The organism is Micromonospora musae (genome assembly GCF_003626545.1).
Taxonomy (GTDB): Bacteria; Actinomycetota; Actinomycetes; order Mycobacteriales; family Micromonosporaceae; genus Micromonospora; species Micromonospora musae.
Genome location: NZ_RAZS01000001.1, coordinates 533,335 through 549,450, shown reverse-complemented (window position 1 = coordinate 549,450; position 16,116 = coordinate 533,335). Strand labels below are relative to the sequence as shown.

The 16,116-nt window shown below is 72.9% G+C and carries 15 protein-coding genes; 12 read left to right on the top strand and 3 right to left on the bottom strand.

Annotation, left to right across the window (positions count from 1 at the left end):
• The first annotated feature begins 1 nt into the window (after position 1).
• The 4 genes from D7147_RS02595 (at position 2) to D7147_RS02580 (ending at position 6,407) form a co-directional block, all read left to right on the top strand.
• Positions 2-748 (top strand): ABC transporter ATP-binding protein, encoded by a 747-nt coding sequence (locus tag D7147_RS02595; RefSeq protein ID WP_120673606.1) that lies wholly within the window; start codon positions 2-4, stop codon positions 746-748.
• Positions 745-2,715, top strand: coding sequence for a DUF5941 domain-containing protein (locus D7147_RS02590; RefSeq protein WP_120673605.1), 1,971 nt, complete (start codon positions 745-747; stop codon positions 2,713-2,715). Before D7147_RS02595 ends, D7147_RS02590 begins: the two co-directional genes overlap by 4 nt.
• A 15-nt stretch (positions 2,716-2,730) precedes the next feature.
• A complete protein-coding gene (locus tag D7147_RS02585; RefSeq protein ID WP_120673604.1) occupies positions 2,731-4,941 on the top strand; it encodes a bifunctional glycosyltransferase/CDP-glycerol:glycerophosphate glycerophosphotransferase in 2,211 nt (736 codons plus the stop codon).
• 167 nt (positions 4,942-5,108) lie between these two features.
• Entirely contained in the window at positions 5,109-6,407 is a 1,299-nt protein-coding gene (locus D7147_RS02580) for an ABC transporter ATP-binding protein (RefSeq protein WP_120673963.1), read from the top strand.
• Between the two features lie 39 nt (positions 6,408-6,446).
• On the opposite strand, the gene D7147_RS02575 is transcribed toward D7147_RS02580, so the two are convergent.
• Positions 6,447-6,785: a hypothetical protein gene (locus D7147_RS02575; RefSeq protein WP_120673603.1), complete on the bottom strand. Its 339-nt coding sequence runs from the start codon at positions 6,783-6,785 to the stop codon at positions 6,447-6,449.
• A gap of 215 nt (positions 6,786-7,000) precedes the next feature.
• Between D7147_RS02575 and D7147_RS02570 the strand changes: the two genes are divergently transcribed.
• From D7147_RS02570 to D7147_RS02550, 5 genes are all read left to right on the top strand, one after another.
• Entirely contained in the window at positions 7,001-7,801 is an 801-nt protein-coding gene (locus D7147_RS02570; RefSeq protein WP_120673602.1) for a helix-turn-helix domain-containing protein, read from the top strand.
• Positions 7,792-7,980: a DUF397 domain-containing protein gene (locus D7147_RS02565; RefSeq protein ID WP_120673601.1), complete on the top strand. Its 189-nt coding sequence runs from the start codon at positions 7,792-7,794 to the stop codon at positions 7,978-7,980. Before D7147_RS02570 ends, D7147_RS02565 begins: the two co-directional genes overlap by 10 nt.
• Before the next feature lie 100 nt (positions 7,981-8,080).
• Complete coding sequence (locus tag D7147_RS02560; RefSeq protein ID WP_120673600.1) at positions 8,081-8,545, top strand: DUF4442 domain-containing protein; 465 nt, start codon at positions 8,081-8,083, stop codon at positions 8,543-8,545.
• 83 nt (positions 8,546-8,628) lie between these two features.
• Entirely contained in the window at positions 8,629-9,381 is a 753-nt protein-coding gene (locus tag D7147_RS02555; RefSeq protein WP_120673599.1) for an HAD-IA family hydrolase, read from the top strand.
• Positions 9,378-11,750, top strand: coding sequence for a glycoside hydrolase family 65 protein (locus tag D7147_RS02550; RefSeq protein WP_120673598.1), 2,373 nt, complete (start codon positions 9,378-9,380; stop codon positions 11,748-11,750). Before D7147_RS02555 ends, D7147_RS02550 begins: the two co-directional genes overlap by 4 nt.
• Before the next feature lie 213 nt (positions 11,751-11,963).
• Here D7147_RS02550 and D7147_RS02545 read toward each other — a convergent pair whose 3' ends face one another.
• Positions 11,964-12,164 (bottom strand): hypothetical protein, encoded by a 201-nt coding sequence (locus tag D7147_RS02545; RefSeq protein WP_120673597.1) that lies wholly within the window; start codon positions 12,162-12,164, stop codon positions 11,964-11,966.
• A 337-nt stretch (positions 12,165-12,501) separates the two neighbouring features.
• On the opposite strand from D7147_RS02545, the gene D7147_RS02540 reads away from it, so the two are divergent.
• From D7147_RS02540 to D7147_RS02530, 3 genes are all read left to right on the top strand, one after another.
• The gene (locus tag D7147_RS02540; RefSeq protein WP_120673596.1) at positions 12,502-13,155 is read left to right on the top strand and encodes a dienelactone hydrolase family protein; all 654 of its coding nucleotides are present in this window, start codon (positions 12,502-12,504) and stop codon (positions 13,153-13,155) included.
• A 67-nt stretch (positions 13,156-13,222) separates the two neighbouring features.
• On the top strand, positions 13,223-13,405 hold the full coding sequence (locus tag D7147_RS02535; protein WP_120673595.1) for an antitoxin: 183 nt from the start codon (positions 13,223-13,225) through the stop codon (positions 13,403-13,405).
• 127 nt (positions 13,406-13,532) lie between these two features.
• Positions 13,533-14,882: an FUSC family protein gene (locus D7147_RS02530; protein WP_120673594.1), complete on the top strand. Its 1,350-nt coding sequence runs from the start codon at positions 13,533-13,535 to the stop codon at positions 14,880-14,882.
• A gap of 8 nt (positions 14,883-14,890) precedes the next feature.
• Here the strand turns inward: D7147_RS02530 and D7147_RS02525 are convergent, their stop codons facing one another.
• Positions 14,891-15,547 (bottom strand): C39 family peptidase, encoded by a 657-nt coding sequence (locus tag D7147_RS02525; protein ID WP_120673593.1) that lies wholly within the window; start codon positions 15,545-15,547, stop codon positions 14,891-14,893.
• Positions 15,548-16,116 lie beyond the last annotated feature (569 nt).

Below are 16,116 nucleotides of genomic sequence, written 5' to 3'. Positions count from 1 at the left end.
CATGGGCGACGTGATCATCGAGGCGAACGGTCTCGGCATCCGGTTCGTCCGCAACCGGCGCCGGCAGCTGCGGCTGCGTGACCTGTTCATCCACCGGGGTGGGCGGAACGCCCTGTCGGGCCAGTTCTGGCCGCTGCGGGACGTGTCGTTCACCGTCCGGGCCGGTGACACGATCGGGGTGATCGGGCGCAACGGCACCGGCAAGAGCACGCTGCTGCGGTTGATCGCCGGGGTGCTGATCCCCGACGAGGGTGACATCCGGGTTCGCGGTGACGTCGCGCCGCTGCTGGAGCTCTCCGCCGGCTTCTCCAACGACCTGACCGGGCGGGAGAACCTCTATCTGGTGGGCGGCCTGCACGGGCTGTCGTCGGGCTATCTGAAGCGGCACTTCGACGACATCGTCTCGTTCGCCGGTGAGCAGGTGGAGCGGGCCATCGACACGTCGGTGCGGCACTACTCGTCCGGCATGAAGGTCCGGCTCGGCTTCGCGATCATCTCGCATCTGCCGCATCCGATCCTGCTGATGGACGAGGTGACCGCGGTCGGTGACGCCGAGTTCCGAAAAAAGTGTTATGCGACGATTGACCGTCTGCTCGGGGAGGGGCGCACACTGGTGCTGGTGTCACACAACGAAAAGGACCTGACCCGCTTCTGCCGTCGGGGGCTCTTCCTCGACGGCGGGCGGTTGACCGTCGACGGCACGGTCGCCGAGGCGCTCGAGGCCTACCACAGCGCGGTCCCCCGGTGACCCTCGCGATCGTGCTCGCCGGCGGGAGCACGGCGGGCCTGCCCACGCGTGCCGGCGAGACGCTCGCCGACCGGCTCGCCGCGCAGTGCGGCCGGGCCGGGGCGGACGAGGTCCGGTTCGTCGCCGACCTCGGTGAACTGGCCGCCCTCGTCGAGGTCGCCACCGGCCCGGTGCTGGTGGCCGGCGCCGACCTGGTCGCGCACACGGCGGTGCTCCGGCACCTGCTCACCAGTCCGGTCGGCCCGACCGTGGCGCTGGTGCTCGGTGACCCGCCGGCCGCCGATCGGACGGCGGTGCGCGAGGAGCGCGGGCAGGTGGTCGAGACCGGGCCGGCGGGGGCGCTGCCCGACGCCACCGGGGTCTTCGGTGGCGCGCTGCGGGTCGCCGCGCAGGATCTGCCCGCGCTCGCCGCCGCCGCCCGGGCCGCCGCGGTTCCACCGGCCGGGGAGACCGCGGTGGACCGGCTCTTCGCCGGGCTCGCCGCGCGGGGCACGGTCGCCTTCGCCCACCGGGTACGGCTGCTCGTCGCGCACCGGGTGGGCGACGCGGCCGAGCTGGCCGCCGCCGAGGCGGCGGTGGCCGCGGTCGACGAGAAGCGCGCCGAGCTGCGCCTGTCGGTGAAGGAGCGGGACGACTTCTTCACCACCTTCTTCGTGAGCACCTGGTCGACGCTGGTGGTGCGGGCCTCGGCCCGGCTGCGTCTCACCCCGACCATCGTCACGGCGATCTCGGTGGCGTTCGCGGTGGCCGCCGCGGTGCTCTTCGCGGTCGGTGACCGGGCGGCGCTGGTCGGCGGGGCGATCCTGCTCTACCTCGGGTTCGTGCTCGACTGCGTGGACGGGCAGCTGGCCCGCTACACCCGCAACTTCAGCGCCTGGGGTGGCTGGCTCGACACGATGGCCGACCGGGCCAAGGAGTACGTGGTCTACGCCGGCCTGGGCATCGGTGCGACGCAGGCGGGTCACCGGTACGGCTGGGCGCTGGCGATCGCCGCCATGACCTTGCAGACCGTCCGGCACATGACCGACACGTGGTACGGCGTCCTGCACGACGAGGCGGCGCGTCGCCCCCGGACGGCGGCCACCGCTGGTGGCATCGGCGACCGGCTGAACAGCGCCTCGACCCGGGTGCAGGCCGACACGGGTTCGCTGTCGTACTGGCTGAAGCGCACGGTGGTCTTCCCGATCGGGGAGCGGTGGGCGCTGATCGCGCTGACCGTGGCGTTGTTCAACCCGCTGGTCAGCCTGATCGCGGTGCTGGTCTGGGGCGTGCTGGCGTTCGTCTACACGGGTGCGCTGCGGACGCTGCGGGCGCGCTGGATGCGGGTCGGGGTGCTGGCCACCGTCGATGCCACCCTGCACCGTGACGACGGCCCGCTGGTGCGGTGGCTGCCGGCGTCGCGTACGCCGGGGCCGCTCGGCTACGCGCTCCTCGCGGCGCTCGGCCCGGCGGCGCTGCTGGTGGCGGCGCTGGTGGTCGGGCGCTCCGACGGCGGGACGGACGAGCTGCGTTGGCTGCTGCCGGTCGCCCTGCTGATGCTGCTGGTCGGCGGCCTGGGGGCCCGGGCCCGGCACGACGGTCCGCTGGACTGGCTGGTGCCGGCCGCGCTGCGGGCCGCCGAGTTCTTTTTCGCGATCACCGTGGGGGTGCTCGGTGACGTGCCGCCCTGGCTGATCTTCGGGTACCTCTTCGTGCTCACGGTGCACCACTACGACCTCACCGCCCGGCTGGAGAAGCGGCAGGCCGCCCCGCCGCTGCACGCGGCCACGTTCGGCTGGGACGGGCGCTCGGTGCTGCTGACCCTCGCGGCAATTGTCGGGTTCGGCGGTATCGGGATGGCTACACTCGGTACGTACCTTCTCGTGGTTTTCGTGGCGAGCGTCGTCCTGGCCTGGGTGGTTCTGCCGGCCCGCGCCGCACGGGCGTCGGCGGTGCCGGTGCGGATGGGGGACGGCGTACCGGGCTGACGGAGGGACGGCCGGATGACCCTGATCAGCTTCGTCGTGCCGGCCTACCGAGTGCAGGGCTACCTGCGTGAGTGCCTGGACTCGATCCTCGACCAGCCCTTCACCGACCTGGAGGTCATCGCCGTCGACGACTGCTCGCCGGACGACAGCGGCGAGATCATCGACGAGTACGCGGCGCGCGACCCACGGGTCCGCGCCGTCCGGCTGACCGAGAACGTCGGGCTCGGTCCGGCCCGCAACATCGGGCTGGACCGGGCCACCGGCGAGTACGTCTGGTTCGTGGACGGGGACGACTGGCTGACGCCGGAGTGCCTGCCGGTGGTCGTCGAGCGGCTGCACGAGACCCGGCCGGACGTGCTGGTCGTCGACCACGTACGCACCCACTGGAACGACAGCGCCACCCGCAGCGCCATGCGCGAGGTCTTCCCCACCCCACCCGGCGTCGAGACGTTCCGGCTGCGGGACCGGCCGGAGACGATGCGGCTGCTGCACACCGCCTGGAACCGGCTGGTCCGCCGGCGGTTCCTGCTCGACCTGGGGCTGCGCTTCGCGCCCGGCTGGTACGAGGACGTGTCGTTCAGCTACCCGGCGCTGATGGCGGCCGACCGGATCGGCGTACTGGACCGGGTCTGCGTCAACTACCGGCAGCGCCGCGCCGGGGCGATCACCCGCACCCGGGGGGAGCGGCACTTCGAGGTCTTCCCGCAGTGGCATCGGGTGTTCCGGCTGATGGACCGGTGGGGGTCGGCGGTCGACGGACTACGCCCGGCGGTCTTCGAGCGGATGATCTGGCATTACCTGACCGTCCTCGGCAACGGGCAGCGGATCGCGCCGGAGCTGCGCCCGGCGTTCTTCGCGCAGATCACCGCCGACTACTCCCGTTGGCTGCCGCCCGAGGGCTATCCGGCCCCGCACGGCGTGGAGGGGCTGAAGCACCGGCTGGTCGCCACCGGCCGCTGGCGTACCTTCAGCGCCCTGCGGACCGCGAACCGGGCCCGGGACGCGGCCCGCCGGTCGGCGCGTACCGCCAGGCGGCGGGTGACGCCGGTGGCCCGGCGCAGCGCCAGACGGGCCCGCGACGTCCTGCTGCGCGAGTACTACCGGGCGGAGCTGCGACGGCCGCTCGACCCGACGCTCGCCGTCTACGCCGCGTACTGGTACCGGGGGTACTCCTGTAACCCGGCGGCGATCTACGAGGCGGCCCGCCGGCTCGCACCCGGTGTACGCGGGGTCTGGGTGGTCCGGCGGGACCGGGTGCGGACGCTCCCGCCCGGCGTCGAGTTCGTCGTGGCCGGCAGCCGGGCCTACTACCGGGCGCTGGCTCGGGCCCGCTGGCTGGTGAACAACGTCAACTTCCCGGACTTCGTCCGCAAGCGGCCCGGCTCCACGCACGTGCAGACCCATCACGGCACCCCGGTCAAGGTGATGGGGCTCGACCAGCAGCGGTACCCGATCGGCGCCGGCCGGATGGACTTCGCCGGCCTGCTGCGCCGGGTGGACCGCTGGGACTACAGCATCACCTCGAACAGCTTCTCCACCCAGATGTGGGACCGCGCGTACCCGGCGCGGTACACCACGCTGGAGGTGGGCTACCCGCGCAACGACCTGCTGGTGACGGCCACCCCGGAGGACGTCCGGCGGCTGCGTGCCGGACTCGGCATCGGCCTCGCCGAGCAGGTCGTGCTCTACGCGCCCACGCACCGGGAGCACCTGCCCAACTACCGGCCGCCGTTCGACCCGGATCACTTCGTCGACGCGCTCGGGCCCTCCGTCCGGCTGCTGATGCGCAGCCACTACTTCCACGACCGGGACCGGCGGCCGCGTCGCGCGGTGCAGCGGGACCAGGTGACCGACGTGAGCGCGTACCAACGGGTGGAGGAGCTCTACCTGGTCGCCGACGTGTTGATCACCGACTACTCATCGGCGATGTTCGACTACGCCGTCCTGGACCGGCCCATCGTCATCTACGCGCCCGACTGGGAGGCGTACCGGCTGGCCCGGGGGGTCTACTTCGACATCACGGCCGAGCCGCCGGGCGCGGTGGCGATGACCTTCCACGACCTGCTCCAGGTGTTCCGCACGGGCGCGGTCTCGGCGGACGCGGCGACCCGGGCCCGCCGGCGGTTCCGCGACCGGTTCTGCACCCTGGACGACGGGCGGGCGGCCGAACGGGTGGTCCGGCAGGTCTTCCTCGGCGAGCCGCCCGAGTCCCGCCACCGCTGCTGACCGTCGCGCCCGACCGCATCGACGCGCCACCCGGCGGCATAGTCGTGCCTCGATCCGTCCGTGACGGCGTCGTCACGGAGCGAACTTGGCACGTTCACCCGATGTGCGCGCGGCATGACTTTCGTCACAGTCATTCGGGTTCGGTGCGACGAGTCGGGGAGGTGGCGGTGACCACCGTCGCGTTGAAGGATGTCACCAAGGTCTTCCGGGACGGCACCGTGGCCGTCGACAGCGTCAACCTCGACGTCAGCGACGGCGAGTTCATGGTGCTGCTCGGCCCGTCCGGGTGCGGAAAGTCGACGGTGCTGCGGATGGTCGCCGGCCTGGAGGACCCGACCCGGGGCGCGGTCATGCTCGGTGGCGAGCTGGCCAACGACCTGTCGCCGCGCGAGCGGGGCGTCGCCATGGTCTTCCAGGACTTCGCGCTCTACCCGCACATGACGGTCGGCGACAACATCTCCTTCCCGCTGCGGCTCGCCGGGATGGAGCCGGGCGCGCGTGGTGAGCGCGTCACCGACGTGGCGGGCGCGCTCGGCATCGGCGACGTGCTCGGTCGCCGGCCCGGCCAGCTCTCCGGCGGGCAGCGGCAGCGGGTCGCCATGGGCCGGGCGATCGTCCGCCGGCCCCGGCTGTTCCTGATGGACGAGCCGTTGTCCAACCTCGACAGCGGGCTGCGCGCCGAACTGCGCGCCGAGATCTCCGGCCTCACCCGTGAGCTGGGCGTGACCACCGTCTACGTCACGCACGACCAGGCCGAGGCGCTCACGATGGCCGACCGGGTCGCGATCATGCGCCGCGGCGTGCTCCAGGACGTCGGCACGCCCACCCAGGTCTACGGCCGGCCGGCGACGCTCTACGTGGCCGCGTTCCTGGGCAGCCCGCGGATGAACCTGCTGGAGGCGTCGGTCTACGTCCACCTCGACCGCTACGTCACCCTCACCCTCGGCGAGCAGGCGCTCTACCTGCCCTGGGACGACATCCGCAGCCGGGCGGTGGCGCACTACCACGGTGAGCGGATCGTGGTCGGGATGCGGGCCGAGGCGCTCACCCCGGTCGGCCCGGACGACCCGGGCGACCTGCTGCACGGCCGGATCCGCTACCTGGAGCACCACGGGCACGAGTCGCTGGCCTACCTCGACATCGGGGCCACCGCGATCGTGGTGGACGAGATGGGCAGCCGGGGCGAGCCTGCGGACCCCGGTCAGCGCGGGCGGCGTCGCTTCGGGCAGGTGGTCCAGCGGCTCGCCGGCAAGTCGGCCGAGGCGCCGGAGCGGGCCGAGGGCCGGGCCCGGTCGAGTGTGCTGCCCGACGCCGGCGCGCACGCCCGGCGCGCCGCCGATCTCGCGGTACGCCTCGCGCCGTACCCGGCGGCCGCGGCCGGTCACTCGCTCTCGGTGCGGGTACGGATGGACGCCCTGCACTTCTTCGACGAGCGGGGCGACCGGATCGACGTGGGCTGGCGTTAGAGACCATCGGGTTTCCCGACGGTCTCTTGGCCGGAACGCTCAGCGGGGGAGGTCCACGATCGGCCGCCGGTACGGGCCCCAGGCGACGAACCGGGTGAAGAGGTCGCCGGGGCTCGGGCCGTGGTCGGGGTCGAGTCGGTAGAGGTCCTGGGCCGCCTCGTAGAGCAGCCCGCAGAGGTAGATCGAGAGCGCGACCTGGTCGGCCGCGTACTCCGCCTTGAGCAGCAGCCGCGCGTCGGCGCACGGCCAGGGCCGGCCGCACGCTCCGCAGCACCACATCGGGCGCAGCGGAAGGTGCGGCTTCGCGTACGACGGGTACGGCCTGGGCCGCTCGGCGGCCGGTCCCTCCTGCGGCTGCGGTAGCCGGTGACCTGTCACGTCCGCCTCCTCTCGCCGCGGCTGCCCCGCGGATCGTGGTCGGGTGGGGCCGTCCCGGCCCGGGGGAGGCGGGACGGCCCCGGCGACCCGTTCTCGCTGGACAGGGACGGGCCGCTGGGTGACAGTCTGCTGATGGCGGCACTACGGTCGGAAGTGGAACGCGCCGTACGGCGCCGCCGTGCAGTTCGCCGTCACCCGTGTGCAGAGGTGTGCAGATGAGCCGGATGCCGATGCTGGAGCTGTTCGCCGGGGAGTTGCGCCGCCTTCGGGTGGCCGCCGGGCTCTCTCAGGAGGCGCTCGGCGAGCGCCTCAGCTACTCCGCCTCGCTGGTGGCCGCGGTCGAGCAGTGTCGCCGCCCGCCCCGGGAGGAGTTCGCCCGGCGCTGCGACGAGGTGCTCTCGGGCGGCGGGCTGCTGGCGCGGATCCGGGAGACGCTGGTCCGCGAGAGCCTGATGCCGTGGTTCCGCGAGTGGGTGACGATCGAGCAGGAGGCGGCCGCGCTGCGCAGCTTCCAGCCGCTGGTCGTGCCCGGTCTCCTCCAGACCGAGGCGTACGCGCGAACCCTCTACGAGGGGGCCGGTCAGTTCGTCGGCGACGAGGTGGAGCAGCAGGTCGCCGCCCGGCTGGCCCGGCAGACGGTGCTCGCCCGCCCGGCCCCGCCGCAGCTGGTCGTGGTGCTCGACTACACGGTGCTGGAGCGCCCGGTCGGCGGGCCGAAGGTGATGCGCGAGCAGCTGCGCCACCTGCTGGAGGTGGGTGGCCGGCCGAAGGTCCATCTGCACCTGGTGCCGCGCAGCACCGGCGCCTACCCCGGCCTGAACGGGGCGTTCGTGCTCGCCACGCCGCCCGAGGGCGATGACATCGCGTACCTGGACAACCAGTTGCACGGCACGATCGTCGAGCGGAGCGCGGACGTACACTCCCTGCGGCAGATCTGGGAGTCCGTGCGGGCCGAGGCGATGCCCCACGGGGCCACCCTGAAGCTGATTTCGGAGGCGGCGGAGACATGGACCTGACCGGCGCGACCTGGCGCACGAGCACCCGCAGCAGCGGCAACGGCGGCGACTGCGTGGAGGTGGCCGACAATCTGCCGGGCGTCGTCGCCGTGCGGGACAGCAAGGACCGGCAGGGCTCCGTGCTCGCCTTCGACCCGCGGGCCTGGGCCGCGTTCGTGCGCTTCACCAAGGCCCGCTGAGCGCTCCGCGCCGAGAAGGCCGTCGCCTCCCCCGCCGGCAGCAGACCGGGCGCTGATCCGGGCCTAGCGAGATCGGGTTACCCAGGAGTAGCGTTCCGTCATGTCCATCGACTCACGCCAGGTGGCGGCCCGGATGACCGAGGCCGTGCCGTTCGCCCGTACGCTCGGCTTCGAGTTCGTCGAGATCGCTCCCGAGGCCGAGGGCGGCGTCCGCGCGGTCCTCCGGTTGCCCGACACGCCGGACACGCACAACCACGTCGGCGGTCCGCACGCCGGGGCCGTCTTCACCCTCGGCGAGACCGCCTCCGGCGCGGTCGTGCTGGCCGCCTTCGGGCAGTTGCTCGACCGGGTGGTGCCGCTGGCCGTACGCGCGGACATCGCCTACCGCAAGTTGGCCCTCGGGCCGGTGCGCGCCACCGCCCGGCTGGGACGCCCGCCCGCCGAGGTGATCGCGGAGCTGGAGTCCGGGCGGCGACCGGAGTTCCCGGTGCGGATCGAGATCACCACCGACGACGGCACGCCGACGTCGGAGATGACGGTGATCTGGACGCTCCGCTCGCAGTGACCCGGCGGGCGCGAACCGCCCGAAGCCGATCTCGACCCCCCGAAACGGGTTTGCCGGCCGGTTCCGGTGGTTAGATTCGGAGCGTGCTGGGCCTGCCTGCTGACGTGACCGCCTGCCTATTCGATCTTGACGGTGTGCTGACGCAGACCGCCCGGGTGCACAACGCGGCCTGGACCGAGACGTTCGACGAGTTCCTGCGACAGCGCGCCGCCGCCACCGGGGAGCCGTACCGACCCTTCGACCCCGGGCCGGACTACAACCGTTACGTCGACGGGCGCCCCCGGGCCGACGGCGTACGGACCTTCCTGGCCTCCCGCGGGATCGTGCTCCCCGAGGGCAGCCCGGATGATCCGCCCGAGGCGGCGACGGTGAACGGGATCGGCAACCGGAAGAACGTCCTGCTCCTGAAGGAGCTGCGTACCCACGGCGTCGACGTCTACCCCGGCTCGGTGACGTACCTCAAGGCGGCGGCCGCCGCCGGGCTGCGGCGGGCCGTGGTCACGGCGAGCGCCAACGGCCGCGAGGTGGTCGCCGCCGCCGGCCTGGAACCGCTGATCGAGGAACGGGTCGACGGACTGGTCGCCCGCGCCCAGGGCCTGCGCGGCAAACCGGAGCCGGACACCTTCCTCGCCGGGGCGCGGATGCTCGGCGTCGACCCGTCCCGGGCGGCCGTCTTCGAGGACGCGCTCGCCGGCGTGGCCGCCGGCCGCGCCGGTGGCTTCGGCTACGTGGTGGGGGTCGACCGGGTGGGCCAGGCGGACGAGCTACGGGCGCACGGGGCCGACGTCGTGGTCCGCGACCTCTCCGAGCTGCTCGACGAAGGGCGCGGCGCATGATCAGGGAACGGGCCTATCCGGTCGACCCGTGGCACGTCCGGGAGATCCGGCTGGACATGGACGTGCTGGCCCAGTCCGAGTCGGTCTTCGCGCTCTCCAACGGGCACATCGGCCTGCGCGGCAACCTGGACGAGGGCGAGCCGCACGGACTGCCCGGCACGTACCTGAACTCCTTCTACGAGCTGCGCCCGTTGCCGTACGCCGAGGCCGGATACGGCTTCCCCGAGTCCGGCCAGACCATCGTCAACGTCACCAACGGCAAGCTGATCCGGCTGCTCGTCGACGACGAGCCGCTCGACGTCCGCTACGGCGAGCTGCTCTCCCACGAACGCATCCTCGACATGCGCGCCGGCACCCTGCACCGGGAGGTGCACTGGCGCTCGCCGGCCGGCCGCGAGGTCAAGGTGCGCACCACCCGGGTGGTCTCGTTCACCCAGCGGTCGGTGGCCGCGATCAACTACGAGGTGGAGGCGATCGACGCCCCGCTGCGGCTGATCGTCCAGTCGGAGCTGGTCGCCAACGAGACGTTGCCGGCGCAGAGCCGCGACCCGCGCGTCGCGGCGGTACTCGAATCGCCGTTGCAGGCCGAGGAGGAGCTGACCACCGACGACGGCGGGCTGCTCCTGCACCGCACCAAGGTCTCCGGGCTGCGGGTCGCCGCCGCCATGGACCACGAGGTGTACGGGCCCGACCGCACCACCATCGAGTCCGAAGGGTACGAGGACTGGGTCCGCACCACGATCGGCTGCGTGCTCCAGCCCGGCGAGAAGCTGCGGGTGGTCAAGTACCTGGCGTACGGCTGGTCCAGCCGCCGGTCGTTGCCGGCGCTGCGCGACCAGGTCGGCGCGGCGCTCGCCGCCGCCCGGCTCGACGGCTGGGACGGGCTCTGCCGCGAGCAGCGGACCTACCTCGACGAGTTCTGGGACGCCTCGGACGTGCGGGTCGAGGGCGACCCGGAGGTCCAGCAGGCGGTCCGTTTCGGTCTCTTCCATGTGCTCCAGGCCGGTGCTCGGGCCGAGCGCAGACCGATCTCGGCGAAGGGGCTGACCGGCCCCGGGTACGACGGGCACGCCTTCTGGGACACCGAGATGTTCGTCCTGCCGGTGCTCACGTACACCCAGCCGAACGCGGTCCGCGATGCGCTGCACTGGCGGCACGCAACCCTCGACTCGGCCCGGGAGCGGGCCCAGACGTTGAACCTGAAGGGCGCGGCCTTCCCCTGGCGGACCATCGAAGGCCCCGAGTCCTCCGGCTACTGGCCGGCGGGCACCGCCGGGTTCCACATCGCCGCCGACATCGCCGACGCGCTGCGCCGGTACGTGCTGGTCACCGGGGACGACCAGTTGGAGCGCGAGATCGGCCTGGAGTTGCTGGTGGAGACCGCCCGCCTGTGGCGTTCGCTCGGCCACCACGACCGGCACGGCAAGTTCCACATCGACGGGGTGACCGGGCCGGACGAGTACACGGCGGTCAAGAACGACAACGTCTACACCAACCTGATGGCGCAGCGGAACCTGCTCGCCGCCGCCGAGGCGGTGAACCGCTACCGGGACGAGGCGCTGCGCCTCGGCGTCACCGACGAGGAGGCGGCGGGCTGGCGGGACGCGGCGACCGACATGCACCTGCCGTACGACGACGACGTCGACGTGCACCAGCAGGTGGAGGGCTTCACCCGGCTCCAGGAGTGGGACTTCGTGCACACCCCGGCGGAGAAGTACCCGCTGCTGCTGCACTACCCCTACTTCGACCTGTACCGCAAGCAGGTCGTCAAGCAGGCGGACCTGGTGCTCGCCATGCACTGGCGGGGCGACGCGTTCACCCCGGAGCAGAAGCTGCGCAACTTCCTCTACTACGAGCGGCGCACGGTGCGGGACTCGTCCCTCTCGGCCTGCACCCAGGCGGTGCTCGCCGCCGAGGTCGGCCACCCGGAGCTGGCCCACAGCTACCTGCGCGAGGCCGCGCTGATGGACCTGCACGACCTGAACGAGAACACCCGCGACGGCGTGCACATGGCCTCGCTCGCGGGCGCCTGGATCGCCCTGGTGGCCGGGTTCGGTGGGCTACGCGACCACGACGGCACACTCTCCTTCGCGCCCCGGCTCTCCAGCGGGCTGAACCGGCTGGAGTTCTCGCTGCTGTGGCGGGGCCGGCGGCTGCGGGTGGACGTCCGGCAGCACCAGACCACGTACGCGCTGCGCCACGCCGACCCGGACGACGTGATCGAGCTGCGCCACCACGGTGAGACGATCCGGGTCACCTGCGACGAGCCGGTGACCGTGCCGGTCCCCTCGGCGCATCCCGCTGGACCGGCCCCGGAACACCCACCCGGGCGGTCGCCGCTGCTCCGGCTGCCGGAGCGGGAGCGCTGACGCGCGGTCGGGGTGGGACGACGCCCACCCCGACCGTCGGGTTCAGAGGGTGTTTGAGGAGGCTCGCCCGTAGCGAGCCGGTTGCCAGGCGGCGTTCGGCAAGGCGGAGGTTCGCCCGGATACCGGTGTTGTATCCGGGCGAACCGACAACGCGGCCGGGCGTCGTCTGTGGCCGGCGCAGTAGGGCACGGCCTTCTCAAACACCCTCTCGGGTCAGAAACGGTCACCCGTGGAGGGGCGGCCCCCCGCGTCCCGCGGTGCCATCGTCCGGGGATCGTCGGCCGTACGCGCGTGGGCGGCATCGTCCGCCCAGTCCTTGTTGCGTTCGGCCGACCGTAGCCGGTTCTCCTCCTCCGCCCTCTGCTTGTGCCGGGACGCCTGTTGCTGCCGGGACGTCTGCCGCTGCTGGGCCATGGTGATCCTCGCGATCCGTCGGGGCGCGGCTGCGCCGACACGGTCTGCGGTCGATACGTCGGCTACCCGGCGCACCCGTCGGCAAACGCCGGCCGGCCCGTCCGGCGGTGCCACCGTCGTTGGTGCACGGCGCAGGCCCCCGTCCGGCGGTGCCACCGTCGTGGTGCGCGGTGCGGGGCGGCACCGCCCCGACCGGCAGTGCCCCCCGTCGTGGTGCGCGGTGTCGCCCCCGGCACGGCTCGTCGTGGTGCGGTGTGCGGCGGCACGCTTGCCCTCCGGCGGGCGGGGTAAGACGTTCCCCGCCCGGTGCAGAGACCGGCGGGTGGAGGTCATTGGCATGGACGTGCGCAGCAGTGAGGTGACGATCCCGGTCGGCGACGCCCAACTCGTGGCCGACGTGATCCTCCCGAGCGAACCGGTCGGAGTCGTGCTCTTCGCCCACGGCAGCGGCAGCTCCCGGCACAGCCCCCGAAACACGGCGGTGGCCCGCGTACTGCAGCAACGGGCGCTCGGCACCGTACTGGTCGACCTGCTCACGCCGGCCGAGGACGCGGTGGACGCCCGCACCGCCGAGCTCCGCTTCAACATCGAACTGCTCGCCGACCGGCTCTCCGCGATCGTCGACTGGCTGGGCGGCGAGCAGTGGACGAGCGGGCTGCCGATCGGGCTCTTCGGCGCCAGCACGGGCGCCGGGGCGGCGCTGGTCAGCGCGGCGGCCCGGCCCGCGCAGGTGGGCGCGGTGGTCTCCCGGGGCGGCCGGCCGGATCTGGCCCACTCCGCGCTGTCCGGCGTACGCGCCCCGACGCTCCTGCTCGTCGGCGGCCTCGACGACGAGGTGATCACCCTGAACGAGCAGGCGCGCGCCATGCTCACCGGGACTGTCGAACTGCGCATCGTGCCCGGCGCCACCCACCTCTTCGAGGAGCCCGGCACCCTCGACCAGGTCACCGAGGCGGCCGCCGACTGGTTCAGCACGCACCTCGCCCGTTGACCCCCCCGTTTGCCGTCCGGACTCCGGGGAAGGCATCCGGTTCGATGCTCGGACCGGGGAGGTAGCCATGGGTGAGTTCATGAACAAGGCCAAGGACTTCGCGAAGAAGCACGACAAGCAGGTCGACCAGGCGCTCGAGAAGGGCGGCCAGATGGCCGACAAGCGCACCGGCGGCAAGTACGCCGACAAGATCGACAAGGGCGTCGACCGGGCGCAGGCGCGTACCGGCGAGGGTGACCAGGTGCGTTGACCGGAACAGCGTTCACCGGGCGGCCGGGTACCGGCCGCCCGGAACGTCCCGGCCCGTCGCCCGACGTCCGCCCCGCAGAGCCGCCGCGCCGGACGATTCACCCGTCCCGGGTGGGGTAACTACCGTCATGACCGACGACCGCGCCGACCAGGAGCCCGAACGGTCGCCCGTGAGCGCGGCCGCCGAACGGGGCGGTCGCCATCTCCGCCGCTTCCGGCGTCTGGGCAGTGAGGCCAGCAAGGCGCGGCTGCGCCAACTGGAGATCATCTCCGTGATCGCGGTGCAGGCCGGGCTCGCCGCCGCGCTCGCCTCCCTCATCGCACAGGAGCTCTTCGGCCGCGGCATGCACGTCTTCGCCCCGGCCGCCGCCGTCGCCACCATCGCCAGCGCGATCGGGCAACGCGCCCGCCGCACCTTCGAGCTGCTGGCCGGGGTGGGGCTCGGCATCGTCGTCGGTGACCTGCTCCGCTACTCCCTCGGCACCGGGGCCTGGCAGACCGGGCTGGTGGTGGCCTTCGCGATCGTGATCGCACTGCTGGTGGCCGGCCGGGGTGGGGCGCTCGTCGGCCAGGCGGGTGGTACCGCAGTGCTGATCTCCACGCTGATGCCCACGGAGGGCCGGCTGGAGCTGCCCCGGATCTTCGACGCGTTGATCGGGGGCGTCATCGGCCTGGTGGTCGTCGTGCTGCTGCTGCCGGTCAACCCGATACGGGTGCTCGACCGGGCGGCGACGCCGGTCTTCGCGGCGGTCTCGGATCAGCTCGACGAGATCGCCGCCGCACTTCGCCAACGAGACGCGGAGCGCTCGATCCGGTCCCTGGAGCGGGTGCGTGGCCTCGAAGGGGACATCGGCCGGTTGAACGAGGCGCTCAGCGGGGCGGAGGAGGTGGTCACCCTGGCCCCGGCGCGTTGGCACCGCCGGGCGGTGTTCCATCGGTACGCCCGCGGCCTCACCCATGTCGAACGAGTCGTGATCAACGTCCGGGTCATGGCGAGACGGTCCGCGACCGCCATCCAGTACGGCGAACCGATTCCGGACGAGCTGCCCGCCGCCCTCACGCGGTTCTCCGCCGCCGTGCGGGAGCTGCGGGAGGAGTGCCGGCGAGGAGAGGAGAGGCCCGAGCGGACCCGGGCCCTCATCCTGGAGACCGCCGACCTCGCCGGCCGCGCGTGGGCCCAGGGCGTCCGCTCGTTCGGCGACACCCTCACCACCGACCTGCGCGCCAGCGCCAGCGACCTGATGCGGGCCACCGGTTACGAGCCCGAAGAGGCGAACCGGCTGGTGCGTACGGCCGCCGGCGCGGGTCAGCGGGCGGTCCGCCCGTTGGTGCACCGCCGGCTGCAGCGGGCCGCTCGGCGGACCTTCTCCACCAGGACCGTACGGCTGGCCCGTAAGGCTTCGCTGCGTCCGCGCAGGGACCGGCCCCGAACGACGAGAAGCGCCGGGCGCCCCCGTGGGGGCAGCCCGGCGCGGTGAAGCTCGGATCAGGCGGAGTAGCCGCGCGACGCGATCCAGTTCGCGACCTTGTCGAGCGGCATCCAGTACTCGTTGTCGGCCGGATCGGCCGGGTCGGCGATCTGAATGCTCTGCCCGCCGTCCCGGTAGCCGATGAGGGTCACGTAGTGACCGCCCTCGTACGAGTGCGGGCTGCCGATCTCGTCGACCGCCGTGCCCCTGACGTTCGCCACCACCGGACGGCCGTCGTCCAGCGCCTTCATGACGTCGTCACGGAGCCGCTGCACCTCGCTCGGCTTGGCCACGTCGTCCGGGATCTCGCCGGTCTTGTACTTCCCGCCGGTCAGCTGGTTGAGCACGCGGGTGGTGTCCAGGGCGGACGGGGTGCCCGCCTCGGTGGTGCCGAGCAGTGCTGCCACGTCGTCCTGCGACAGCTGCTTGCCCTGCGCGGAGAGCGCGATCCGCGTCGCGGCCGGCCCACAGTAGAAGAAGTTCGGCTGGGCCTGGTAGTCCACGTTCAGCAGGCGCTCGGACCGGCTGTCGTGGCCCTTGTCGGACTGCGTGGACGTCGTCGGGGCGGACTGGACCGGGGCGGCGTGGGCCGCCACCGCCGGGCCCAGCGCACACCCGCCGGCGACCAGCAGGCCGGCGACGGAGAGGCCACTCCGGTGGATGATCGGGTTCATGAATCGGGCTCCAATCGGGGGTTTGCCGCCTCCGACGGAGGCGTAAGCACCAGAACGGGGCGCTCGGCTCATTTACGGGCGACCCCGAGCCGTCGGACACTCCCGGGGTACCGGGGGTGCAACGGCCCCGTCACGGCCGGCATTCCGGCCGCCGATGCCGGGGGCAAGGGCGTCGCGACCAGGTGCAACGGCGGCGGTGGCAGGGGGATTCCGGCGCGCCGAGGCGCCGTGACGTCGTGCACGTCGCAGGGCCCGGCGGGAACAACCCGGGGCGCGGCCCGCTCCGTCTTCCTCGCAGTCCCGGCGGGATGATGCGACAACCGTGGCGGCCCCGCCGTCCCGGCCGGTCGACTCATCGACCCGGCCGCGCGGCCCGGCCCTGGGCCCTTGATCGACTCGGGGTCCTTGAAGTCGGGGCATCACGCGGCCGGGGACACCCCGACATCAAGGAAACCGAGTCGATCATCGGCGCGCACGGGCGATGAGCGCGATGTGCCCGGTTTGCGGCCTGGAGGGGCGGCGGGTAGTGCCCAGCGACCGGGCTCCGCCCCGGGTGCCAGCCCGATCCT